This is a genomic window from Rhodoferax sp. P2_H8_2 (assembly GCF_056403235.1).
This window is the reverse complement of sequence record NZ_JBFUFW010000003.1, coordinates 103222-127885: the sequence shown is the minus strand read 5'-3', so window position 1 is coordinate 127885 and position 24664 is coordinate 103222. Positions and strand designations below refer to the sequence as shown.

20 protein-coding genes are annotated in these 24664 nt (G+C 61.2%); 14 read left to right on the top strand and 6 right to left on the bottom strand.

All coding sequences use genetic code 11. The annotated features are described in order from the left end of the window. Positions 1-10 precede the first annotated feature (10 nt). On the top strand, positions 11-220 hold the full coding sequence (locus AC1DV6_RS06260) for a hypothetical protein (RefSeq protein ID WP_477976197.1): 210 nt from the start codon (positions 11-13) through the stop codon (positions 218-220). Between the two features lie 108 nt (positions 221-328). Beyond that, positions 329-1201, top strand: coding sequence for a ferritin family protein (locus AC1DV6_RS06255; RefSeq protein ID WP_477976195.1), 873 nt, complete (start codon positions 329-331; stop codon positions 1199-1201). Here the strand turns inward: AC1DV6_RS06255 and AC1DV6_RS06250 are convergent. Continuing rightward, on the bottom strand, positions 1184-2413 hold the full coding sequence (locus tag AC1DV6_RS06250; protein WP_477976193.1) for an HD-GYP domain-containing protein: 1230 nt from the start codon (positions 2411-2413) through the stop codon (positions 1184-1186). The genes AC1DV6_RS06255 and AC1DV6_RS06250 overlap by 18 nt on opposite strands. A gap of 96 nt (positions 2414-2509) precedes the next feature. Between AC1DV6_RS06250 and rfaE2 the strand changes: the two genes are divergently transcribed. Together rfaE2 and AC1DV6_RS06240 are read left to right on the top strand one after the other, a co-directional pair. Next, on the top strand, positions 2510-3004 hold the full coding sequence (gene rfaE2 / locus AC1DV6_RS06245) for a D-glycero-beta-D-manno-heptose 1-phosphate adenylyltransferase (protein WP_477976191.1): 495 nt from the start codon (positions 2510-2512) through the stop codon (positions 3002-3004). Between the two features lie 9 nt (positions 3005-3013). Then, positions 3014-3424 carry an LIC_13387 family protein gene (locus AC1DV6_RS06240; protein WP_477976189.1) on the top strand — a complete coding sequence of 137 codons (411 nt, stop codon included), beginning with the start codon at positions 3014-3016 and terminating at the stop codon, positions 3422-3424. An 82-nt stretch (positions 3425-3506) separates the two neighbouring features. Here the strand turns inward: AC1DV6_RS06240 and AC1DV6_RS06235 are convergent, their stop codons facing one another. Continuing rightward, entirely contained in the window at positions 3507-3686 is a 180-nt protein-coding gene (locus AC1DV6_RS06235) for a hypothetical protein (protein WP_477976187.1), read from the bottom strand. Between the two features lie 151 nt (positions 3687-3837). On the opposite strand from AC1DV6_RS06235, the gene AC1DV6_RS06230 reads away from it, so the two are divergent. Continuing rightward, on the top strand, positions 3838-5622 hold the full coding sequence (locus AC1DV6_RS06230) for a DUF885 domain-containing protein (protein ID WP_477976185.1): 1785 nt from the start codon (positions 3838-3840) through the stop codon (positions 5620-5622). 34 nt (positions 5623-5656) lie between these two features. Here AC1DV6_RS06230 and AC1DV6_RS06225 read toward each other — a convergent pair whose 3' ends face one another. From AC1DV6_RS06225 to glnE, 3 genes are all read right to left on the bottom strand, one after another. Then, positions 5657-5836: a hypothetical protein gene (locus AC1DV6_RS06225; RefSeq protein ID WP_477976183.1), complete on the bottom strand. Its 180-nt coding sequence runs from the start codon at positions 5834-5836 to the stop codon at positions 5657-5659. Positions 5837-5972: 136 nt separating this feature from the next. Then, a complete protein-coding gene (locus tag AC1DV6_RS06220) occupies positions 5973-6554 on the bottom strand; it encodes a YceI family protein (RefSeq protein ID WP_477976181.1) in 582 nt (193 codons plus the stop codon). A gap of 107 nt (positions 6555-6661) precedes the next feature. Then, positions 6662-9397 carry a bifunctional [glutamate--ammonia ligase]-adenylyl-L-tyrosine phosphorylase/[glutamate--ammonia-ligase] adenylyltransferase gene (gene glnE / locus AC1DV6_RS06215; protein ID WP_477976179.1) on the bottom strand — a complete coding sequence of 912 codons (2736 nt, stop codon included), beginning with the start codon at positions 9395-9397 and terminating at the stop codon, positions 6662-6664. Positions 9398-9463: 66 nt separating this feature from the next. On the opposite strand from glnE, the gene AC1DV6_RS06210 reads away from it, so the two are divergent. Further along, a complete protein-coding gene (locus AC1DV6_RS06210) occupies positions 9464-13582 on the top strand; it encodes a YhdP family protein (RefSeq protein ID WP_477976178.1) in 4119 nt (1372 codons plus the stop codon). Further along, the gene (locus AC1DV6_RS06205) at positions 13579-14394 is read left to right on the top strand and encodes a carbon-nitrogen hydrolase family protein (RefSeq protein WP_477976176.1); all 816 of its coding nucleotides are present in this window, start codon (positions 13579-13581) and stop codon (positions 14392-14394) included. Before AC1DV6_RS06210 ends, AC1DV6_RS06205 begins: the two co-directional genes overlap by 4 nt. Positions 14395-14462: 68 nt before the next feature. Here AC1DV6_RS06205 and AC1DV6_RS06200 read toward each other — a convergent pair whose 3' ends face one another. Continuing rightward, entirely contained in the window at positions 14463-14600 is a 138-nt protein-coding gene (locus AC1DV6_RS06200; protein ID WP_477976174.1) for a hypothetical protein, read from the bottom strand. Between the two features lie 70 nt (positions 14601-14670). On the opposite strand from AC1DV6_RS06200, the gene mltA reads away from it, so the two are divergent. The 7 genes from mltA to secF all read left to right on the top strand — a co-directional run bounded on the left by mltA (position 14671) and on the right by secF (position 24652). After that, positions 14671-15762 (top strand): murein transglycosylase A, encoded by a 1092-nt coding sequence (gene mltA / locus AC1DV6_RS06195; RefSeq protein ID WP_477976172.1) that lies wholly within the window; start codon positions 14671-14673, stop codon positions 15760-15762. Between the two features lie 227 nt (positions 15763-15989). Beyond that, on the top strand, positions 15990-16946 hold the full coding sequence (locus AC1DV6_RS06190; RefSeq protein ID WP_477976170.1) for a chemotaxis protein: 957 nt from the start codon (positions 15990-15992) through the stop codon (positions 16944-16946). 45 nt (positions 16947-16991) lie between these two features. Next, a complete protein-coding gene (locus AC1DV6_RS06185) occupies positions 16992-17462 on the top strand; it encodes a DUF1569 domain-containing protein (protein ID WP_477976168.1) in 471 nt (156 codons plus the stop codon). Between the two features lie 117 nt (positions 17463-17579). After that, entirely contained in the window at positions 17580-21164 is a 3585-nt protein-coding gene (locus AC1DV6_RS06180) for an indolepyruvate ferredoxin oxidoreductase family protein (RefSeq protein WP_477976166.1), read from the top strand. A 241-nt stretch (positions 21165-21405) separates the two neighbouring features. Next, positions 21406-21735 carry a preprotein translocase subunit YajC gene (yajC, locus tag AC1DV6_RS06175; protein ID WP_477976164.1) on the top strand — a complete coding sequence of 110 codons (330 nt, stop codon included), beginning with the start codon at positions 21406-21408 and terminating at the stop codon, positions 21733-21735. A gap of 73 nt (positions 21736-21808) precedes the next feature. Next, the gene (gene secD / locus AC1DV6_RS06170; protein WP_477976162.1) at positions 21809-23683 is read left to right on the top strand and encodes a protein translocase subunit SecD; all 1875 of its coding nucleotides are present in this window, start codon (positions 21809-21811) and stop codon (positions 23681-23683) included. A 12-nt stretch (positions 23684-23695) separates the two neighbouring features. Further along, positions 23696-24652: a protein translocase subunit SecF gene (gene secF / locus AC1DV6_RS06165; protein WP_477976160.1), complete on the top strand. Its 957-nt coding sequence runs from the start codon at positions 23696-23698 to the stop codon at positions 24650-24652. The last annotated feature ends 12 nt before the right edge of the window (positions 24653-24664 follow it).

The following is a 24664-nucleotide window of genomic DNA, read 5'->3' as shown; positions in this document are numbered from 1 at the left end:
GGTGTCAATCATGGCGAAACCCACTCGTACCGTCTACAAGTGCCGCGAATGCGGCGCCACCAGCTACCAGCAGGTGATTGACCGTGCGCAAAACGGCTTGCTGAAACCCACGGGCCAATACAAGTGCACCGGCTGTCGCAATGTGTTTGCCAGCATCCGCGCGTGGTGGGAGCCGCGCCGCGCCGCTGACTTCCAGCCCAGCAAATTCTCCAGCGCGTAAAGCGACCCATCGGGACCCAATCGCCCGTTGCGTGCATGGTTATGTCATGCCGTAGTAACCTTTTTGTCACACGCGGGGCATAAAATCGGCTCGCACTGAAAGGTTTTCATGCTGTACCCGGAACTCTTCAAGCAACTCGAATCAGTCCGCTGGGATATGAACCGCGATATCCCGTGGGACAGCTTCGACCCTGCCCTGCTCAGCGACGAGCAAGCGGCGACGATCAAGATGAACGCCATCACCGAGTGGGCGGCCTTACCTGCCACCGAAATGTTCCTGCGCGACAACCGCGGCGACAGCGATTTCTCGGCCTTTATGTCGATCTGGTTCTTTGAGGAACAGAAGCACTCGCTGGTTCTGATGGAATACCTGCGCCGCTTCCGGCCCGATATGGTGCCTACCGAAGCCGAGCTGCACGCCGTGCGTTTTGAGTTCGATCCGGCGCCGGTGCTGGAGACGCTGATGCTGCACTTCTGCGGCGAGATCCGTCTGAACCATTGGTACCGTCGTGCCAGTGAATGGCATACCGAGCCAGTCATCAAAACCATTTACACCAAGCTCAGCCAGGACGAGGCCCGCCATGGCGGTGCTTACTTGCGCTACATGAAGCGTGCGATTCAGAACTTTGGTGTGGAGGCCAAGAGTGCGTTTGCCAAAGTGGGCGTGCTAATGGCCAGCGCGCGCCGCACTGCACAGGCGCTGCACCCCACTAATTTGCATGTGAACAAGGCACTGTTTCCGCTGGACACGATTCAGAGCCGCCTGCCCAACCCCGAATGGCTGGAGCACTGGCTGGACAAGCAAATCAACTTTGACGCCGTGTGGGAGACCAAGGTGGTCGAGCGCATCCTGCACAACATGAGCCTGTTGATGGAGCGCAGCTTTGGCACGGTGCAAGAACTGAACAAATACCGCAAGGAACTGGCGCGCGATATCGCCGACAGCATGGGCCGCGCGCCGGGGCTACCAGGGGCGGTTTGACACCGGTGTGATGGTCAGTGGCAGCAGCCGGTCCAGGTTGACCTGCACCTTCACATCGCGGTGGGCCACGCTGGCCACAATCTTGTATTCCTTCAGACTCGTGTCGCGAATGGTCGGCTCCACGGTGGGCAATCCGTTGCGATTGATCAGTACCGCCACACGCGGTGCAGTCGTGTTGCGCCCGCGTTTGACCACAATCGCCACCTCATCCGTCAGTAGTTTCACAAATGAGCCAGGCTGGTAAATGCCAACCGCCTTGATCAGCGCTCCGCCCGCCTCGTCCACTTGGCGTTTTTCATCGAAGTAGCAGGCCTGCATGGCAGCGGCCGGTGCCGTGGGTGTGCGTGAAGCACGTGGGGCAAGGCGGGCCGAGAACATGTCGGCGCGCTGAATCAGCCGGGACATGGCCGCAGCGGGAGTCCTCCCCGTGAGCGGGCCGGGCTCTTGGGCGTGATGTGTGCGCACGGCTTGCAACCAATCCGGGTCGGTCACACCGACTGACTCCAGCATGGCGGCGCTGCGCCCGGCGTGCTCGTCAATCGCACGGCGTTGGGCAGCGTTGGGCGGTTCAAGTTGTATGGCCAGGCGGTCCTGCAGCTCGGTCATGCTTAGATTCATCGTCAGCGCAGCGCGGCACAGTGAGCGGACCTGGTCTTCCGGCCAGGCCAGCACTTCGTGCGCGGCCAGGCCACACATCACGCTGGTCACCATGGCGTGTGCGGCGCTGTACATGCGCTTTTCTGTAGCTGACAGGTAGATCAGCGCAAACAGCGTGCCGTCGGGGTTGCGGCGCACCTGCGTGGCCAGCGCGATGCTGAGCTTGTCCAGCCGTTCCATGAAGTTCTCGCGGTAGCCTTCGCGCAGGAAGTAATTCCATTGCTCCAGCATGTCCAGCCAGTCGGGCTTTTCTGCCTCCTGCTCGGCGCGGTCGCTCAGCGTGGTGTTGGTAATTTTTGTGTTGGCAATTTCGCCCAGCGACTTCTCATCGCGCACCAGACCATACAGCCGGTCTACGTAGGCGCGGTGGTGCTGCTCGGAGTCCGACACATTGATATACAGACCGTTGCCGCGTTTGGAGATTTCTTCCAGGTCACTTTTGGATTCCACGACAAAGGATTTCGCGGCAAGCAGTACGCCGTCCTTGTCCATTAACGGAAAAGGCAGGGGAGCTCCAATGCGAATGGACTCGACGTTGACGGGGATGAGGCGCATGGCGGGTCTGATTATGCCTAGCGCATCGGCGTTTGAACGCCCCTATTTGGCGGGCAAAAAGCGCGTAAATGCCCTCGTGCTGATAGCATCAGAGACATGCACCCTCCTGTAAAAGATCCTGATTTCTTGCAAAAAATCCACGACCGTGGTGCCTTAGTCGCGGCATTGCGTGACTTGCCGCGGCCCTGGGTGTTTACCAACGGCGTCTTTGATGTTCTGCACCGTGGGCACGTCTGTTACCTGGCGCAAGCCCGCCAATTGGGTGGCAGCCTGATCGTTGCGCTCAACACCGACGCCTCGGTCAAGCGCCTTGGCAAGGGCGACGACCGCCCGCTCAATGCCGAGATGGACCGCGCCATCGTGATGGCCAGCCAGCAAGCCGTGAGTCTGGTGACCTGGTTTGACGAGCACACGCCCGTGGAAATCATTGGGGAAATCCGGCCCGACATTCTGGTCAAAGGTGGCGATTACGACATGGACACCTTGCCCGAAACCGCATTGGTCAAGTCATGGGGCGGTACTGCGCTGGCCTTGCCTTTCGTGCAGGGCTATTCGACTACCAAGCTGGTGCAACGCATTCGGGCCAGTTGATTCAACACCATGGCGCAGCTTTCGGTACTGCTCATCGCCGCCAGCTGCCTCATTGTTCTGGCGCTGGGCAGCGCACATTTGTTTTTCACTTACAGCGGCACCAAGTTCCACCCTCGTGATCCGGCAGTGATGCAGAAGATGCAGGAAGTGTCGCCCCGGATTTCCAGCCAGACCACGTTGTGGGATGCTGGCATGGGATTCCATGCCAGCCACAGCCTGGGCGCCATTCTGTTCGGTCTGGTCTATCTGGGACTGGTGCTGGGAGATGCGGCGGTGCTGTTCCAGTCACGCTACCTGCAAATCCTCGGGCTGGCCTATTTGTGCGCCATGGTGGCGCTGGCAAAACGCTATTGGTTCAAGGTGCCATTTCGGGGCATCAGTGCGGCGACTGCGCTGTATGCCATGGGGCTTGCCGTCTGAGCGGATTTTTCGTTGCTACCAATTCAGTAGCTGCCTGCGCACAGCCCAAGCGCGCCAGAGGCATATTTCTTCTGGAAACTGCTTAGCCGCGGTGACCGACGATGGTCACAGTATTCAGAGTCACCAACGCAGGGCTGGCTTGGGCTGCAGCAGGTTGCTGTGCCATGTCGTCAAACTGTGACAGCATGCCGCCGTTGATGGCTGCAGTGATCAGCAATGCGGCCAGGAAGCTGGTGATTTGGGTGGTAGTAGCTGTGTTCATGGTTCTCTCCGGTGGTGTTGGTTAGGGGCCTTCGTGGCCCGTTGAAGAGAATGTAATTTTTGCTTGCGCGCATTGCACGGCGTTTGCGACGGAATGCCAAAACACGCGATGATCAGGGTTAATACGGTGACGAATAAATAGGAGATAGACGATGCGAAGCGCTTTACGGGCCTTGTTGGGAGCCCTTTTCCTCGGTTTGGGTGCCGCCAGCGCCCACGCTGCGCCAGATACCGTCCCCGCGCAAAGGGCCGTTGCACCTAGCGCCGCCGACCAGCGCTTCCAGCGCTATGCCACGCAGGCGCTGGAAGACTATTTGCGTGAGTTCCCTGAAAGCGCCGTCGCCTATGGCCGCTATGAGTTGGCCGACAAGATGACCGTGCCCGATCAGGCCTCCCGAACCCGTGCGGTGGCCTTCTACGACCGCCAGCTCGCTGCGCTGGCTGCGTTCGATCCGGCCAGCCTGTCCGTCTCCAGCCGCGTGGACCGGCAGTTGATGCACAACGAATTTGCCTCCAACCGCTGGAACCTGCTGACTTTCAAGGAGTGGGAGTGGCAGCCCTCGCAGTACAACGTCGGCGACAGCTTTGGCCGTTTGCTGACTACCGAATATGCACCGCTGGACACGCGCCTGCGCCACGTCTTGGCGCGCATGGCGCTGGTACCGGCTTATTACGATGCTGCCCGTGCTTCTATTGCCAACCCCACGCTGGAGCACACCCTTCTCGCGCTGCAACAAAACAAAGGCGCACTGGATATCTTTGGTGATGATCTGGTCAAGAAGCTCGCGGCCTCTGGCTTGTCAGCTGCAGAGAAACAGTTGTTCACCACGCGCCTTGCAGCGACCAAGGCCGCCATCTCCGGCTTTGTGGACTGGTTGAAAGTGCAGGAAGCCGCCCTGAAGCAAGGCGGCGCGCACAGTTTTCGCATTGGCAAGACGCTGTATGAACAGAAGTTCGCCTACGACATCCAATCCGGCTTCACTGCGGATCAGTTGTATGCGCGCGCTCTGCGCGAGAAAGCCAGTCTGCACGACCAGATGGAAAAACTGGCGCGCGAACTCTGGCCCAAATACTTGGGTGCCAAACCTATGCTCGCTGACCGGCTGGACGTGATTCGGGCGGTGATTGATGAACTCAGCAAACACCACACGGCGCCCGCTGCGTTTGTAGCGACCGTGCGCCAGCAAATCCCGGCGCTCGAAGCCTTTGTGCGCCAGCACGATCTGGTCGAGCAAGACCCAACCCGCCCGTTGCAGGTGCGCGAAACACCGCCCTATATGCGCGGAGTCGCAGGTGCCTCTGTCAGCGCGCCAGGCCCGTTTGATCCCACCGCCAACACCTATTACAACGTCGACCCGCTGGACGAGTTCACACCCGAACAGGCGGAGTCGTACCTGCGCGAATACAACGACTGGATGCTGCAAATCCTCAACATCCACGAAGCCATCCCCGGGCATTACACGCAACTGGTCCATGCCAACAAATCCAAAAGCACGATCAAAGCCATCTTTGGTAACGGCTCGATGGTGGAGGGCTGGGCGGTGTTTGGCGAGAAGCTGATGCTGGACGCGGGCTACGGCAACAACGCGCCCGAGATGTGGCTGATCTGGATGAAATGGAACCTGCGCTCGGTGGCCAACACCATCCTGGATTACGAGATTCACACCCAGGGCCTGCAGCGCGATGCCGCCATTACACTGATGACCCGCGAAGCCTTTCAGCAACAAGCCGAAGCCACAGGCAAATGGCGCCGCGCGACGCTGTCGCAGGTGCAACTCACTAGCTACTACAACGGCTACGCCGAAATCACCGCGCTGCGCGATGAGCACCGCGCTCGATTGGGCAAGGACTTTTCTGTGCGCAAGTTCAATGACCACTTTTTGTCATTCGGCAGCGCGCCGGTGAAATTCATTCGGGAGTTGATGGCGGCGCCCTGAGACCCCCCACACTCCGTGCACAACGCAGTCATTTTTAGCTGCGGTGCGCAACGATGGTGACCGTCTCCAGAGTCACCAGCGTCGGGCTACTTTGGGTTTGGGTGGCCTGCTGGGCCATGTCATCAAACTTTGACAGCATGCCGCCGTTGATGGCTGCAGTGATCAGCAATGCGGCGAAGAAGCTGGCAATGTGGGTGGTGTTGGCTGTGTTCATGTTTCTCTCCAGTTGGTAGGCCTTCGTGGCCCGTTGAAGAGAATGTAGTTTTTGCCTGAACACAATGCACGTCGTTTGCGACGGAATGCCAAAACACGCGGCGATTGGGCCAAATACGGGGACGAATCGTTGACGTCTACTTCGTCGCGACCGCTTCCACCTGGATGCGCAGTCCCACATCCATATTGAAGCCATAGTCTTTGCCGGCATCGAGGCCGAATTCGTCGCGTTTGAAGATGGCGCTGGCGTCAGCGCCGCAGAAATCGCGTTTGAGCATGGGGTGCGGCGTGCATTTGAAACGGGTGATGGCAAGGTTGACCGGTTTTGTGCGGCCATTGAGCGTGAGTTCGCCAGTGACCGCGGTGGGAGCACCGTTCACAAATTTATCCAATGTGCCTTTGTAGGTCGCGGTCGGCGATTTCACGACATTGAAAAATTTATCGCCAACCGCCCATGCGTTCATGGCTTCCAGCCCGAAGTCGATGGATGCCAGGTCGATGGTGATTTCCACGGTGCCTGTGCCCGCTTCCTTGTCCAGAACCACCGTCCCGGAATTCTTGTTGATCTTGCCGCGCCAGAAAGACATGCCCATGTGGTCGGCTTCAAAACTGGGGTAGGTGTGGGTGGGATCAATCGTGTAAGTGGCCGGTGCAGCCATGGCACTTCCCGCCGCCATGGCAAGTGCGATCAAAAGTGCTTTGGGATGGGACTTGAACATTTGAGACTCCTTCTGGTGTGGTTTTGTCATTTCTGGGTCGGATCGACCGCTATAAATTCAGTAGCTGCTTGCGCACATTCTGCGGGTGTTGCAGGCCAATTTGCCCATTAACTCCCAAATACAGCGGCCCACAGCGCCAGCCCGACTTCGCGCTCCGTTTGCGCAATGCCCGCGTCCACCTGCGTTGCTTCTTCGTTGAGCCGGGCCTTGTGCTGCAACTGGCGCAGCATGCGATAGGCCTGGGCAGCGTTCTCGCCGATGGGTGCAGGCAACAGACCGCAACTCTGGGCTCTTTGTAGCAGTGCGATGTTGCCGACATTGGCCAACAGTTCGGGATGCTTGCAACCTTGGGACAGTACCAAGAACTGCACGACAAACTCGATATCCACCATGCCACCCGGACTGTGCTTCACATCAAACTTCTCACCACGCACCGGGTGCGCGCTGCGCACCTTGCCGCGCATTTCGACGATCTCCTTGCGCAAGCTCATCTCTTCGCGTGCCGTGCCGATCACGGCGGCGCGCACGGCGTCAAAGCGTTGCGCCAGGTCTGCGCTGCCGAGCACACAGCGCGCCCGGGTCATGGCCTGGTGTTCCCAGGTCCAGGCGGTGTTGTTGCCGCGTTGTTGCTGGTAGTTGGCATAAGACGTGAAGCTGGTGATCAAGAGGCCGGAGTTGCCGTTGGGGCGCAGCGCGGTGTCGATCTCGTACAGGTCGCTCTCGCCGGTCTTGACGGTCAGCCAGTTGATCAGCTTGCGCACCAGTGCGGCGTACACCTCGGCTGCGCGCTCATCATCGTCGTCGTAGACAAACACCAGATCCAGATCGCTGCCATAGCCCAGCTCCTTACCGCCCAATTTGCCGTAGGCAATGATGGCCAGCTGGTGCGCATCGCGGTGGCGGTTCTTCAGGCGCTCCCAACACCAGCGGGTGGTTACGCGCAACACCGATTCAGCCAGCGCGCTCAAATCGTCAGCCACCTGTTCCACCGTCAAGCTGCCCTCGACATCGCGGGTCAGTGTGCGAAAGACTTCTGCATGGTGGGCGCGGCGCAGCAGGTTCAGCAGCGCCTCATCATCGTCCTCCGCGCTGCCTTGCAACGAAGCGCGTCGACGCTCCAGATCCTGCTCAAACTCGGCGGCCTCAAAGCGCTCTTCCAGAATCGCACTGCTGGCCAGCTCGTCAATCACGCCGGGGTGCTTGAGCAGATAGCGCGCGGGCCAGCGCGCGGCGCCCAGCATGCGCAAGAGCCGCTCGTGGATGTGCGGGCGCTCTAGGAGCAGCGCGAGGTAGCTTTCACGCCGCAACAGCGGTTCAATCCAGTCGACCAGCCGGATCGCAGCAAGCTCCGTTACCTTGCCTTCGTTGAGCCATTGGGTGGTACGCATGATGACCCGGCCCAGCCGGGCGCGGGATTCTTCGCGCAGCGCCAGCACGCGCGGATGCGTGCGCCAGTGTTCGACCCGCTCGCGGAACTCGCCGGTCAATGATTCCAGCAAGCCGTCCAGGTCTTGCGGTGCTGCACCTGCAGGCTTGCCCTTGCTGCAGCCCTTGCAAGGTGGTTGCCCGCCACCGAGCAGCGCGTCAAATTCCTGCGCAACCAGTTCGCGGTGCGTGTCCAGCATGCAGAGGAAGGCGCAGCTGTCCGTAAAGCCCAGCGTCTGCGCGATCCAGTCCAGGTCGGCATCGGCCGTGGGCAGCACGTGGGTTTGCTGGTCGTCCAGGTACTGGATGCGGTGCTCGACGCGGCGCAAAAACAGGTAGGCCAGGGCCAGCGCATCGGCGGTGGCCTGCGGCATCAGCCCGGCTTTGGCCAGACGCTGCAGTGCACTGATCGTGGGCCGGGTGCGCAGTTCCGGGAATTGCCCGCCGCGTACCACCTGCAGCAACTGCACGGTGAATTCGATTTCACGGATGCCGCCGCGTGACAGCTTGACGTCGTTGGCACGCTCGGGTCGGCCGGCGCTGCGCTTGGCGGCGTGGTCGCGGATCTGCGCGTGCAATACGCGCAGCGCATCGAACACGCTGTAGTCCAGGTAGCGGCGGAAAACGAAAGGCACGACCACCGCGCGCAAGCCTTGCGCGCAACTGGAGCCGACCGCATCAAAGGGCGCCACAACACGGCTTTTGAGCCACGCAAAGCGCTCCCATTCCCGTCCCTGCACCTGGAAGTATTCCTGCAATGCGTCCAGCGACACCGCGGGTGGGCCTGAGTTGCCGTTGGGCCGCAGTGCCAGATCGACGCGGAATACAAAGCCATGCTCGGTGCTGTCGCCGACCAGCGCGTGCACACTGCGTACCAGCTTGCCAAAGTATTCCTGGTTGGATATTTTCCCGCGTCCCTCGGGTGTGCCGCGGGTCTCGCCGTTCTGGTCGTAAACGTAGATCAGGTCGATATCGCTCGAAACGTTGAGTTCACGCGCCCCCAGCTTGCCCATGCCAACAATGCACAACTGGGCGCGCTGGCCACTGTCGGTCAGCGGCTCGCCGTGCTGGGCGTCCAGCATCTGGCGGCTCTCGGTGCAGGCGGTGTGCAGCGCGATTTCGGCCAACAGGGTCATCGCGCCGGTCACATCATCCAGCGTGGCGTCCTGTTCGCAATCCAGTACGGCCAGGCGTTCCAGCACCAGTTGGCGGGTAATGCGCAATGCGGTGGCGGCGTCGTGTCCGTCCTGGCGCAGGCCGTCGTACAGAGACTGGATGCTGCTGCGCTCCAGTTTCCCCGGGTAAAGACGCTGCAACTCGTCGGCGTAACGGCGCCGGATGCGTTGAACAAACCTGGAGCCCGCCGCAGCCGGTGGCATGGCCACTGAGCTGGCCAGCGCGTTGCCATGGGCAGTCATAATTCCCGCCATGGGTTTTTCAGTGCGTCGTTCGATTTGACAGTTCTATCCTCACCGTTGCGAAAGGTGGCGACGCTCGCCGTCAAAGTGAGCCTGTGGTTGCTGGTGATAGCCTGGGGCACGATTGGTCTACTGGCTGTGGCATTGCATTTTCTGATTGTGCCGCGAATCGGGGAATTGCGTCCTTGGCTGGAACAGCAGGCCTCCCGGGAGCTGGGGGTAAGCGTACGCATAGGCGCCATCGAGGCGCGCTCCAATGACCTGATCCCCTCCTTTGAGATCCGTGACGTCGTGTTGCTGGACGCCCAGGGCCGCGAGGCGCTACGGGTGCCGTCGGTGCTGGCAGCCCTGTCGGCGCGCTCGCTCTTAAGCCTGGGGTTTGAGCAATTGCATGTGGACGGACTGGTGCTGGAAGTGCGCCGCGCACAGGACGGCCAAATCTGGGTGGCCGGTTTTGCGCTGCCGCAGCAAGAGAGCCCCGACAGCGCCCGGGCGGATTGGCTGTTCAAACAAACCGAGCTGGCGATCCGCCACGGCACCCTGCATTGGACCGACGAATCGCGCAACGAACCCACGCTGACACTGACCGACGTGGACCTGGTGCTGCGCAACCGCCATCGGCAGCACGACATGCGGCTGGACGCGACCCCGCCGGGAACCTGGGGCGAGCGGTTCACGGTGCAGGGCCAGTTCCGCCAGCCATTGTTGTCTGGCAGCGAAAAGCCCTGGAAGGTGTGGGACGGCCAGTTGCACGCCGACTTCAAGGCGGTCGATCTGGCGCAGTTGCGCCGCTATGCCAACCTGGGGGTCGATTTGGCGCAGGGCAGCGGTGCGCTGCGGGCCTGGGTGGATATCAAGCGCGGCGCGGCGGTGGCAGCAACTGCCGATGTGGCGCTGCGCGGGGTCAATGTCCGTACCGCGCCGGAGCTGGAGCCGCTGGCGCTGGCCTCCATCACTGGGCGCCTGAGCGCCAAGGAGATTGATGGCGGCTTTGAATACGCCACGCAGGCGCTTCAATTTGAAACCCAGGACGGCCTGCGCTGGCCTGGTGGCAATGCGCTGTTGCGCCTGATGGCGGGCAATGAGCGGGTTCCGCCGCGCGGCGAGCTGGAGGGCGATCAACTCGACTTGGCAACGATGTCCCAGATCGCCGGGCGCTTGCCGGTGGGCGACGCAGCCCGCCACGCGCTGCAGAATTACGCGCCGCAGGGGCTGGTGCGCAAAGTGCAGGCCCAATGGCAGGGCTCGTTGGCCGCCCCGCTGCGTTTTACCGCCAAGGGTCGTCTGGAACAATTGAGCATCGCCGCGCAGCACAGCGGAACCATAGGCACGCCAGGGCTCAAAGGCGTCACGTTGGACTTTGACCTGAACCAGTCCGCCGGCCGCGCCACGATTGCGATGCAAAACGGCGCGGTGGAGTTGCCAGGTATCTTTGAAGAACCGGTGCTGCCGCTGGAGCAATTCCACAGCGAGGTGCAGTGGAAAGTGGACGGTGCACAGCTCAGCGTCACGTTGCCCAATGCGCGTTTCAGCAATGCCGACGCACAGGGCGAAGCGCAGATCAAGTGGCAATCGGGCGTGTTGCCGGAAGGCGTGGCGCCAGGAGATGCCGGGGACAAGCGCTTTCCCGGAACACTGGATTTGCAGGGCACGCTGGCGCGGGCCAACCTGGCGCGGGTTTACCGCTATTTGCCGCTGGGCTTGGAGCCAGAGGTGCGCAATTACGTGCGCGACGCCGTGCTGCGCGGAACCGGTTCAGCGGTCAAGTTCCGCCTCAAGGGCGCGCTGCAGGATTTCCCGTATACAGAAAGCGCGCAGGGTGATTTCCGCGTGTCGGCCAACATAACAGATGCGGACTTTATGTATGTGCCCGGTTCCTTATTGCACAAGGACAGCCTGATGTGGCCAGCAGTGCATCTGGTCACAGGCGACTTCCTGATTGACCGCGGCCTGCTGCAGGTGCGCACGGCCAAGGCCAGTGTGGCCGGCTTGCCTGGGCTGCAATTCTCCAAAGCCGAAGGCACGGTGCGCAACCTGTACCACGAGGCCCAATTGGCTGTGACCGCCGAAGCGCGCGGTCCGCTGCCGGACCTGTTGACGTTCGTCAACAAATCACCTTTGGGCGGCTTGTTGGGCGATGCGCTGGCAGAGTCCAGTGGCAGTGGTTTGGCGGATTACCGATTCAAACTGGGCTTTCCGCTGGCCGCGGTGGAGAAGGCCACAGTGCAGGGCACCGTCACGCTGACCAACAACGACTTGCAGATCACGCCGCTGACACCGCGCATGGCGCGTGCCCGCGCGGTGATCGGCTTCAACGAATCGGGTTTTACGGTATCCAACGGCCAGGTGCGTGCGCTGGGCGGTGATGCGCGCATCGAAGGGGGCATGTTCTTCGGCACGCTGCCCGCGGTTACACCCGCTGCAAAAACACCGCAAACAGCACCGCCGCAGGTGCTGCGTATCAATGGTGTGGCCTCGGCCGACGGTTTGCGCCAGGCGCGCGAGCTGGGCTGGCCTGCGCGGCTGGCGCAGTTTGCCAATGGCAGCACGCCCTATACCGCGACGATAGGCGTGCGCGGTGGCATGGCCGAGGTGAGTATCAACAGTAACCTTAGCGGTATGGCGATCACACTGCCCGCGCCGTTTGCGAAGGCGGCAGATGCGGCCATGCCTTTGCGTCTGGATATCGCGGCGGTACGCGCTGCGTCCACTGGCGCAGTGGCCGCCAACGCACCGGCTACCCAGGATCAGGTGCAACTGGAGGTGGGGCGGCTGGCCAGCGTGAATTACGTGCGTGACATCGCCGGCGCAGAGGCACGGGTGGCGCGGGGCGCGATTGCGGTGGGGCTGGCGACGGACGAGTCTGCGCCCTTGCCCGCCGAAGGCGTGATCGCCAATGTCAATCTGCAAAACCTGGACCTGGATGCATGGAGCGAAGTAGTGAATGCGGTAACGGGTACGGTGGCCGCCAAGGGGACCAATACCGCAGGTGCGAATGCGGCAAGCGCGGTGTCCGCGCTCGGCTCGGGCTATCTGCCAACCGCCATGGCCGTGCGCGCGCGCAACGTGGCCTACGGTGGGCGCAAGCTCAACAACGTGGTGCTGGGCGGTACACGGGATGGTCTGCTGTGGCGGTCTAACCTGGATGCGACCGAGCTTTCGGGCTATGTGGAATACCGCCAGCCCTCGGGGGCAGGTGGCGGGCGCCTGTATGCACGCATGGCGCGGCTGGCGATTGCGCAAAGCACCGCGCAGGATGTAGAGAGCTTGCTGGATGAGCAACCGGCCAGCATTCCAGCGCTGGATATCGTGGTCGACGACTTCGAGCTGCGCGGAAAAAAGCTGGGGCGCCTGGAGATTGACGCTGTCAACGTGGGTGGTGGTGGCGCGCGCGACACGCAACGCGAATGGCGCATGAACCGCTTCAATATTGCGACGCCCGAGGCCACGCTGACGGCCAGCGGTAGCTGGGTGCCGATCAGCGCGCTGCCCACGGCACCACGCGGCAACATCAAGGAGCGCAGGCGCACCGCGATGAACTTCAAGCTGGACATTGCCGACAGCGGTGATTTGCTGAACCGCTTCGGCATGCCCGGCGTGCTGCGCAAGGGCAAGGGCAAGATCGAAGGCCAGGTGGGCTGGGCTGGCTCGCCGATCACGTTGGATTACCCCAGCCTCACAGGCAGCTTCAATGTGAACGTGGAGAACGGACAGTTCCTGAAAACCGACCCCGGTATTGCCAAGCTGCTGGGCGTGTTGAGCCTGCAGTCCTTGCCGCGCCGCCTGGCGCTGGATTTCCGCGATGTGTTCAGTGACGGCTTTGCGTTTGACTTTTTGCGTGGCGACGTGAAGATTGAGCAGGGCATTGCCCGCACCAACAACCTGCAGATGAAGGGCGTGGCGGCGGCGGCTCTGATGGAGGGCCAGGCCGATATTGCGAAGGAAACGCAGGCGATCAAGGTGGTGGTGGTGCCGGAGATCAATGCGGGCAGCGCGTCGCTGATTGCGTCGGTGATCAACCCCATCGTGGGCTTGAGTACGTTCCTTGCGCAATTGATCGTTCGTTCGCCGCTGATTGATGCGATCACCCAGGAGTTTTATATTGATGGCACCTGGACCGACCCGCGTGTCACGCAAGTGGAGCGCAAGCGGCCCGTTAACCCCACGCTAGAGGCCGCACCATGAAAGTCGCCGCAATCCAGATGGTCTCCACCGGCAGCGTGGAGGAAAACCTCGCTGCTGCGGGTGCGCTGTTGCAAGAGGCTGCCCGCCAGGGCGCTGAGCTCGCTGTGCTTCCCGAATACTTTTGCCTGATCGGCCAGCACGACAGCGACAAGCTGGCGATCCGCGAACCCTTTGGTAGCGGGCCCATTCAGCAATTTCTGTCGGACACTGCGAAAAAGTTGGGCTTGTGGATTGTCGGCGGCACGCTGCCGCTGGAGGCGAACGCACCCGACCGCGTGTTCAACAGCAGCCTGGCTTTCAACCCGCAAGGTGAATGCGTCGCCCGCTACGACAAGATCCACCTGTTTCGCTTTGACAATGGCACAGAGCGCTACGACGAGTCCCGGGTACTGGAGCGCGGCAACAGGCCTACGCAATTTGCGTTGCCATCGAAGGACGGGCATGTCTGGCAAGTGGGCATGAGTGTTTGCTACGACCTGCGCTTTGCCGAGCTGTACCGCGGTTACGCGACATCGGGCTGCGATCTGATTCTGGTCCCTAGTGCGTTCACGCACATCACCGGCCAGGCACATTGGGAAGTGCTGCTGCGTGCGCGCGCGATTGAAAACCTGGCGTTTGTTTGCGCGGCTGCGCAAGGGGGCACGCATCCCAATGGTCGACAGACCTGGGGCCAGTCGCTATTGATAGACCCGTGGGGCGAGGTGCTGGCGCAGAAAGCCCAGCTGGCGGGTGTTGTGTGTGCCGAGCTGAACACAGACGCCTTGGGTACCCGGCGCACGCAACTGCCAGCGCTGGAGCACCGTGTACTCTGAGTTGCCGTTTCGAAATGCTATAAATTCAGTAGCTGCTCACGCACGTTTCATGCGCATTTCAGCCCAATTTAATCACTTTTTTCGTCGGACGGCGGCGTTTCGTCGCGCGGCGGTTCTCCTCCCTTGCGCCCGGCAAACATGGTCCACCAGATGATGGCAACGAAGATCAATCCGGCGCCAAGCGCTTCTAGCAAGAGGAGTGTCATGGGCAGGGTGTGTGCGTGGGCGGGGAGTCTGGCGATTGTAGGAATACTGGCGGCCTGCGCTAGCCCACCTATGCGCCTGCCGCCGCCGGTGAGCGCGCCGCGGCCCTCGGTAGCTCCCCCGGTCCCAGTCGCCAAGCCCGCAGCGCCTGTCCGCACCGATTCGGCCGGCGCCATTCAGCGTGGCTCCAGTCGCTGGATTCCTACATCCTGGGAGGATCTGCCCGGCTTTGCCGAAGACAACCTGTTCGAGGCCTGGAACGCGTGGATCAAGAACTGCGAAAAACCGGTGGCACCGTTTGCCGTACTGTGCAGTGACGTGCGACAACTGAGTATCGCTACCGCCGACGAGCAGCGCGCCTGGTTACAGTCGCGTTTGCAGCCGTACCGCGTGGAGTCTTTGGCGGGTGAAGCCAATGGCCTGTTGACCGGCTACTTCGAACCGGCGCTGGAAGCGAGCCGCCAGCCCACCAGCAGCTTCGCCGTGTCGCTGTACCGGCCGCCGGAAGGCCTGGCCGCACGCAAGCCCTGGTACTCCCGCCAGGAGATGGATACGTTGCCGCAAGCGCAGGCCGCGCTGCAGGGCAAGGCGATTGCGTATTTGGCTGATCCGGTGGACGCTTTATTGCTGCAGGTGCAAGGCTCGGGGCGCCTGCGCATCACGGCGCCTGACGGCAGCGCGCGTTGGGTGCGGGTGTCGTATGCCGGTACCAACGACCAGCCGTTTCGCAGTGTCGGGCGCTGGTTGCTGGACCAAGGCTTGGTGCGCGATGCGTCGTGGGCGGGCATCCGCGCCTGGCTCGCACAAAATCCGCAGCGCCAGCAGGAGTTGCTGTGGAGCAATCCGCGTGTGACGTTTTTCCGGGAAGAGGCGTTGAGCGATCTGGACGCCGCGTTTGGGCCGCGCGGTGCGCAGGGTGTGGCGTTGACGCCGGGGCGTTCGATTGCGGTCGACACCAGCAGCATTCCGGTAGGCACCCCGCTGTGGCTGACGTCTGCTGGGCCGCAGGTGAACCTGCGGCGGCTGGTGCTGGCACAGGACACGGGTGGTGCGGTGCATGGCGCCGTGCGCGCCGATTATTTTGTGGGCTGGGGCGCGCAAGCGGGCGAGACCGCGGGGCGTTTGCGCCAGCCGCTGCAGTTGTGGGTCTTGTGGCCCAAATAGGACGGTAAATTCTGCGCCGAGCAGAGACCGGCGCAGCGTGGGGGAAACAATTTGCCGCCGGGCCGCCCCAAGGGAAGTTACGACCCCGCTGGGGGCAGCGACCCGCGCAGCGGCGGAGCGTGGGGGCAACATCAACTAGGCTAAATCGCGTTACAAAGTCTGCGGAATCACGGTACCATGATTCCCGAGACAAATCCTCGTGCGACGCAAATCTAACGGACGGACCCATGAATACATCAACAATGCGGGATATCGACGAGCGGACAAACCTTGCGAGTAACAGCATGTTCGAGTTGTTGCTGTTCCGTTTGGGGGAAGCGGAGCACACCAACCGGCGTGAGCTGTTTGGCATCAACGTGTTCAAGGTGCGTGAAATCCTGGTGATGCCGGAAGTCACTGCCATGGTCAATTCGCCACCCCAGGTGATTGGCGTGGCCAATATTCGCGGACAGATGATTACCGTGATCGACCTGCCCAAGGTGGTGGGCTGCAAGCCGACCAAAGGCCTGGGCATATTGCTGGTGACTGAATTTGCCCGTACCACGCAAGCGTTTGCCGTGGAAGAAGTCAACGAAATCGTGCGTCTTGAATGGAAGCACGTACTCTCTGCCGAAGGCAGTGGCGGCGGTCTGGTGACCAGTATTGCCCGTCTGGACGGTGCCGCTGAGAACACCCGCCTGGCCCAGGTGCTGGACGTCGAGCAAATCCTGCGCGACGTGTTCCCGGAGGAGCACAAGCCACTGCCGGACGGCGCCAAGATGGACAAGCTGACGCTGCCGCCGGGCACCGTGGTGCTGGCCGCAGACGATTCTGCGATGGCACGTCTGATGATCGAGCAGGGCCTGAAGGCTATGGGCATTCCCTACATCATGGCCAAAACCGGTCAGGAAGCCTGGGATGAATTGGCCAACATCAATGAACGCGCAGTGGCCGAAGGCAAGACCATTCGCGACAAGGTGGCGCTGGTGTTGACTGACCTGGAAATGCCGGTGATGGACGGCTTCACGCTGACCCGCAATATCAAGCAGGACCCACGCTACAAATCCATCCCGGTGATCATCCACTCCTCATTGACGGGGACCACGAATGAGAGCCACGTCAAGAGCGTGGGCGCAGATGCGTACATCGCCAAATTCCACGCGGATGAACTTGCGGCCACGATCCGCAGCGTGTTGACCCGATAAGCAAACATGAACCGACGGCATTTTCTCGTACTACAAACAGCGGCAATGGCAGGCCCCGTATTCGCCGATACGCCCAAGGTGCAGTCGCTGGACGACGTGTTGCACTGGCTGGATCGGCTTGACCAGGCGCCCCGCGTGGCCAGCAGCTCTACCTGGGCCATGCCTGCGGTGTTTTCGCATATGGCGCAAAGCATTGAAATGAGCATGGACGGTTACCCGCAGCAGCGCAGCGCGCTGTTCCAGTCGACGCTCGGTTCCTCCGCGTTTGCCTGGTTCAAGTTCCGTGGACGCATGAGCCATGACCTGGTGGAGCCGATTCCCGGCGCGCCGGCCCTGGTGCAGTCCGGCGAATGGACGCCCCACGCCATGCGACTACGCCACGCGGTGCAACGCTTTCAGGCTCACACAGGCCCCCTGCAGCCGCACTTTGCGTATGGCGCACTGGACTACGGCCAGTACACCGCGGCGCATGTGATGCACATCGCCAACCACCAGGATGCGATCGAGGTGGGCTGATGTGTGTTCGGCAAAACGCCACTACACTTCATGTCTGACCGCCAAAACCGTACCCCGGTTGCCTGGCATTGAGTGCTGCCCACAAGGCGGCCACCTACCCTTTGGAGACTTCACACCATGAACGCCCCGCTCTCTCGGGAATTGCCCGAGCACATCCGTAAATCCCTGGAATCCGTCACGCTCGACGACAAATACGCCCTGGACTCTGGTCAGGCGTTCATGAGCGGCGTGCAAGCCCTGGTGCGTCTGCCCATGCTGCAGCGCACACGCGACGCCATCGCCGGCTTGAATACGGCCGGTTTTATCAGCGGCTACCGCGGCTCCCCCTTGGGCAATTACGACCAGGCCCTGATGCAGGCCAAAAAACACCTGGCCGCACAGAACATTGTTTTTCAACCCGGTGTCAACGAAGAGCTGGGCGCCACCGCCGTCTGGGGCACGCAGCAGCTCGCGCTGTACCCCGAAAAGGCGAAGTTCGATGGCGTCTTCGGTATCTGGTACGGCAAGGGCCCAGGCGTAGACCGCAGCCTGGATGTGTTCAAGCACGCGAACATGGCCGGCACGGCCCAGTACGGTGGCGTGATCGCCATCGCCGGCGACGACCATGTTTCCAAGAGTTCTACCGCGCCGCACCAGAGCGACCACGTTTTCAAGGCCTGCGGTTTCCCGACCTTCTTCCCGTCCAGCGTGCAGGACATTCTGGACATGGGCTTGCACGCGTTTGCGATGAGCCGCTTCGCTGGCGTGTGGACCGGCATGAAGACTATCCAGGAAGTGGTCGAATCCTCCAGTAGCGTGGACGTATCGCCGGACCGCGTGAAGATCATCACGCCGGAAGATTTTGTGATGCCGCCCGGTGGCTTGCATATCCGTTGGCCCGATCCACCGCTGGAGCAGGAAGCCCGGTTGATGGACTACAAGTGGTACGCCGCGCTGGCCTATGTGCGCGCGAACCGGCTGAACTACAACGTCATCGAAGGCCCGAACGACCGCTTCGGCATCGTGGCCAGCGGCAAGGCCTATAACGACACGCGCCAGGCGCTGGCCGATCTGGGGCTGGACGATGCGACTTGCCGCCAGCTCGGTATCCGCCTGCACAAGGTCAACGTGGTGTGGCCGCTGGAAGCGACGATCACGCGCGAATTCGCCAAAGGTCTGCAAGAGATTCTGGTGGTCGAAGAAAAACGCCAGGTCATTGAATACCAGCTCAAGGAAGAGCTGTACAACTGGCGCCCTGATGTGCGCCCCAATGTCATTGGCAAGTTTGAAGACGAAGAGGGCGACAACTCCGGCGGCGAATGGAGCCGCCCCAACCCCAGCGAGAACTGGCTGTTGCGCGCCAAGGCCGACCTGACGCCCGCCATCATCGCCAAGGCCATTGGCAAGCGCCTGAAAAAGATGAACATGCCGGCCGACATCGTCGCCCGCATGGACGAGCGCCTGTCGGTCATCGAAGCTAAGGAGCGCCAGCTCGCCGCGCTGGAACTCAGCACTGGCGATCGCACGCCGTGGTTCTGTGCCGGCTGCCCACACAACACCAGTACCCGCGTGCCCGAAGGCTCGCGCGCAGTGGCCGGCATTGGTTGCCACTACATGGTGACCTGGATGCCCGGCCGCCAGACCAGCACCTTCACGCAAATGGGCGGCGAGGGCGTGCCATGGGTTGGGCAATCTGCGTTCACCAACGAGAAACACATCTTCGCCAACTTGGGCGATGGCACGTATTTCCACTCCGGCCTGCTGGCGATTCGCCAGAGCATTGCCGCGGGCGTCAACATCACCTACAAGATTCTGTACAACGACGCAGTCGCGATGACCGGCGGGCAACAGGTCGGTGAACGTCCGGAAGGCCACTCCGTCGTGCAGATCGCCAACAGCGTGCGCGCCGAGGGCGCTGCGAAGATCATCATCGTGACGGACGATCCCGAGAAGTACGAAGAAGTGACCGGATTGCCCGAGGGCATTGCGATTGAGCACCGTGACGAGCTGGACCGCATCCAGCGCGAGTTCCGCGAGCTCACCGGCACAACCATCATCATTTACGACCAGACCTGCGCGACCGAAAAGCGCCGCCGCCGTAAGCGCGGCAGCATGGTCGATGTGGAAAAGCGCGTCGTCATCAACGAACTGGTCTGCGAAGGCTGTGGCGACTGCTCCGTACAAAGCAATTGCGTGGCCGTGGAGCCACTGGAAACCGAATTTGGCCGCAAGCGCCAGATCAACCAGAACAGCTGCAACAAGGACTACTCCTGCACCAAGGGCTTTTGCCCCAGCTTTGTGACCGTCGAAGGCGGCAAGCTGAAGAAGCCCAAAAAGGGCCAGGGTCCGGCACTGGACCAACAGGCGCCGATTCCGCTGCCCGTCGTGCCAGCGGCGGACAAAGCCTGGGGCATCGTAGTCGCGGGTGTGGGTGGCACCGGTGTGATCACCGTGGGCCAGCTGCTGGGCATGGCGGCGCATCTGGATGGCAAGGCAGTTATCACGCAAGACGCCGCGGGCCTGGCACAAAAGGGCGGCGCCACCTGGAGCCATGTGCAGATCGCCGAGCGGCCCGAAGCCATCTTCACGACTAAGGTAGACACCGCCAAGGCCGACCTGATCATTGGTTGCGACGCCATCGTGGCTGCCAGCAAGACCACGCTGTCGGCGATGCACCCGGAGCGTACCTTTGTCGCGCTGAACAACCACAATACGCCCACAGCGGGCTTTGTGACCAACACTGAATGGGCTTTTCCCGGCGGGGCTTGCGAATCTGCGATTGCCCAAGCGGTAGGTGCCGAGCATTTCGCCAGCTTCGATGCCGAGCGCATTGCGACTGCGGTGCTCGGGGATTCCATCTACACCAACCCGTTGCTGCTGGGTTTTGCGTGGCAGAAGGGGCGTATTCCGCTGAGCCAGGCCGCGCTGATGCGCGCAATGGAACTCAACGGCGTACAGGTTGCCAATAACCAGGCGGCGTTTGAATGGGGCCGTCGCTGTGCCCACGATCTTGCTTCGGTACAGGCGCTGTTCAAGGCCACGCAGGTGATCGAGTTCGTCAAGCGCCCATCGCTGGACGAGACCGTCGCCAAGCGCGTCGAGTTTCTGACGGGTTATCAGAATGCGACCTATGCTGAGCAATACCAGGGCTTTGTGCGCAAGGTGCAGGCCGCGGAAACGCCGCTGGGTGGCGATTTGGCGTTGACCAAGGCGGTGGCCAAGTACCTGTTCAAGCTGATGGCCTACAAGGACGAGTACGAAGTGGCCCGTCTGCATACCGATGGCAGCTTCCGTGCCAAGGTGGAATCCATGTTTGAAGGTGACTTCAAGCTGAACTACCACCTGGCGCCGCCGCTGCTGGCCTCGCGCAACGACAAGGGTGAGCTGCAAAAGTCGCAGTTTGGACCCTGGATGTACCGCGCGTTCAAGGTGCTGGCGCAGTTCAAGGGTCTGCGTGGAACGCCGATGGACATCTTTGGCTACACCGAAGAGCGCCGTGAAGAGCGTGCGCTGGTGCGTGATTACCTGCGCGATGTGGAAAGCATGCTGTCCACGCTGAACGCGGATAACCGTGGCGCGGCAGCCGAGTTTGCCCGTCTGCCGGAGCAGATCCGCGGCTACGGCCATGTCAAGGCCCGCAATCTGCACGCGGCGCGCCTGCAATGGAAGGAATTGCTGGAGCGCTACAGCCAGGGCGTGGTGGCCCTGGACAAGGCGGCTTAGTAGCCTCCACGCTCCACCGTTTTGCGGTGGTCGCTGCCCTCGAGGGGGCCGTCGCGCCTTGGGGCGGCCCGGCGGCGAGAGAGCCTTTACAAACCCAGCCTCAGAGTTTGCGGGGCCATTCCGGGACTCCCGGGTGGCCCACTACAATACCCGGTTGTCTGCCTTGGCCAGGCGCTCTTTCGTGCGCCCGGCTTTTTGGGGCTGATTCCGGTTTGTTTTCCCCTAATTTGTGGAGTTCCCTGTGTTCATTTCTTCTGCCTTTGCCCAAACTGCTCCCGCCGCCGCCGGAGGAAGCATGCAAGATTCACTGATGGGCATGTTGCCTCTGGTGCTGATGTTCGTCGTGCTGTATTTCGTGATGATCCGCCCCCAGATGAAAAAGCAGAAAGAGCACAAGGCGATGATCGAGGCTATCGCCAAGGGCGATGAAGTCGTAACCGCAGGTGGCATCCTGGGTAAAGTCAGCAAGCTGGGTGAAGGCTACGTCGGTCTGGAAATCGCCAATGGTGTTGAAGTGCAAATCCAGCGCAGCGCAGTGGTACAGGTTCTGCCCAAGGGTTCCATCAAGTAAGGACCTTGTGGGACAGATATCTGTCCCCAACTGTTCAGAAGCATTTTTCAGCCTCTTTAGTTAGCGACAGATCATGAACCGTTACCCGGTATGGAAATACGCGATCCTCGTGATCGCATTGCTGGTGGGGGTGCTGTACGCCTTGCCGAATCTCTTTGGCGAAGCGCCTGCGGTGCAAGTGTCGGTCGCGAAGACTGCTCTGAAACTGGACGCCAGCTCGCTGGTCCGCGTGGAAGACGCGCTGAAAGCTGCCGGCATTACCGCTGATGCAGTTGCCTTGGATGGCAACTCCATCAAAGCGCGCTTCTCCAGTACGGATGTACAGCTCAAGGCCAAGGATGCGATCCAGAAGGCGCTGAACCCGGATGGCGGTGACGCCAACTATGTCGTAGCGTTGAATTTGTTGTCGCGTTCCCCCGCCTGGCTCACCGCGATGCATGCATCGCCGATGTACCTGGGGCTGGATTTGCGCGGTGGCGTGCACTTCATGTTGCAGGTGGACATGCCCGCGGCATTGAACAAGCGCGCTGAAGCCCTGGCGGGTGACCTTCGCACTGCGTTGCGCGAGAAGAACGTGCGCCACAGCGGCATCACGCGCAATGGGCAGACCATTGAAGTCCGTTTCCGGGATACGGAAACCATGGAGGTGGCGCGCCGCGTGATTCAGGACCAATTGACAGACCTGGATACGGTGCAGACGCCGGACGGCGCCGAGTTCAAGATGGTTGCCACGATCAAGCCTGTTGCTGCGAGGGAAGTACAGGACCAGGCGATCAAGCAAAACATCACGACGCTGCACAACCGGATCAACGAGTTGGGCGTCGCTGAGCCGGTGATTCAGCAGCAGGGTCTGGACCGCATCGTGGTGCAACTGCCCGGTGTGCAGGACACGGCGAAGGCTAAGGATATTTTGGGACGTACTGCGACGCTTGAAGTACGCATGGTCGACAACAGTGCGGAAGCCAGTGCCGCTGCGACGGGTGCTGGCCCGGTGCCATTTGGTACGGAGCGTTTCCTGGAGCGCAACGGCAACCCGGTGATCGTCAAAAAACAAGTGGTGATCACTGGCGATCGGCTCAACAAAGCCAATGCAACGTTCGATCAGCACCAGCAACCGGCCGTAAGTGTCGAGCTGGACAGTGTTGGCGGACGCGTCATGCGCGACATGACGCGGGAGAACGTTGGCAAGCTGATGGCCATGGTGCTGTTTGACCGCAACAAGGGCGAAGCCATCTCGGTGGCAACGATTCAGGGTGAGTTTGGCAACAGCTTCCAGATTACCGGGCGCTTCACCTCTGAAGAGACCACCAGCCTGGCCTTGCTGTTGCGCGCCGGTGCGCTGGCTGCACCAATGGAAATCATTGAAGAGCGCACGATTGGCCCGAGCCTGGGTGCAGAAAACATTGCCAAGGGCTTTAACAGTGTGACTTGGGGCTTTGCCGCCGTTGCAGTCTTCATGTGCCTGTACTACATGCTGTTTGGCATGATTTCCAGCATCGCTCTGGCGTTCAACCTGTTGCTGCTGGTGGCCGTGTTGTCGATGCTGCAGGCGACGTTGACGCTGCCCGGCATGGCGGCGATGGCGCTGGTATTGGGTATGGCGATTGATGCCAACGTGCTGATCAACGAGCGTATCCGCGAGGAGCTGCGCAACGGCGCTTCGCCGCAGGCGGCAATCCACGCCGGGTACGACCGTGCCTGGGCCACCATCATCGATTCCAACGTCACCACACTGATTGCTGGCCTGGCTTTGTTGGCCTTTGGCTCCGGACCGGTACGTGGCTTTGCCGTGGTCCACTGTCTCGGTATTCTGACAAGCATGTTCTCCGGAGTTTTCTTCTCGCGGGGTGTGGTTAATTTGTGGTACGGTAGGCAAAAGAAGCTCAAAAGCGTATCCATTGGCACAGTCTGGCGTCCGGATTCCGGTTCGCAAGTGGCACCAGACTAAAGGGAAAGAGGCATGGAATTCTTCAAAATCCGCCGCGACATTCCGTTCATGCGGCATGCGTTGGTGTTCAATCTGATCTCTTTCGCCACCTTTGTGGCAGCGGTCTTCTTCCTCTTCTCCCGTGGTTTGCATTTGTCGGTGGAATTCACCGGCGGCACGCTGATGGAGGTGAGCTACTCACAACCGGCCGACCTCAATTCCATACGCGCATCGGTCGCGGCGCTGGGCATTCAGGATGTGCAGGTACAGAACTTCGGTACCGCGCGCGATGTGTTGATCCGCATGCCGGTACAAAAGGGCAATAGCGCCAGCCGCCAAAGTGAACAGGTGATGGCCACACTCAAGGCCGCTGACGCGAGTGCGAATATGCGGCGGACCGAGTTTGTCGGCCCCCAGGTGGGCGATGAACTGGCGACCGATGGTCTGAAGGCGCTGGCCTTTGTGGTGGCCGGCATCATGCTGTATCTGGCGATCCGTTTCGAATGGAAATTCGCCGTCGCGGCCATCATCGCCAACTTGCACGACGTGATCATCATCTTGGGTTTCTTTGCGTTCTTCCAGTGGGAGTTCTCGCTACCGGTGCTGGCTGCGGTGCTGGCGGTTTTGGGTTACTCGGTGAACGAATCGGTCGTGATCTTTGACCGGATCCGTGAGAACTTCCGCCGCTACCGCAAGATGAACACCGAGGAGATCATCAACAACGCGATCACCTCCACCATCAGCCGCACCATCATTACCCACGGTGCCACGCAAATGATGGTGTTGTCGATGCTGCTGTTTGGTGGTGCCACACTGCACTACTTTGCGCTGGCACTGACCATTGGCATCCTGTTTGGTATTTATTCGTCGGTGTTCGTGGCGGCTGCCATTGCCATGTGGCTGGGCATTCAGCGCGAAGACCTGATCAAGGGCGGTGGCGTCAAGAAAGAAGAAGACCCTGCAGACCCGAACGCGGGCGCAACCGTTTAAATTCTCTGCCTG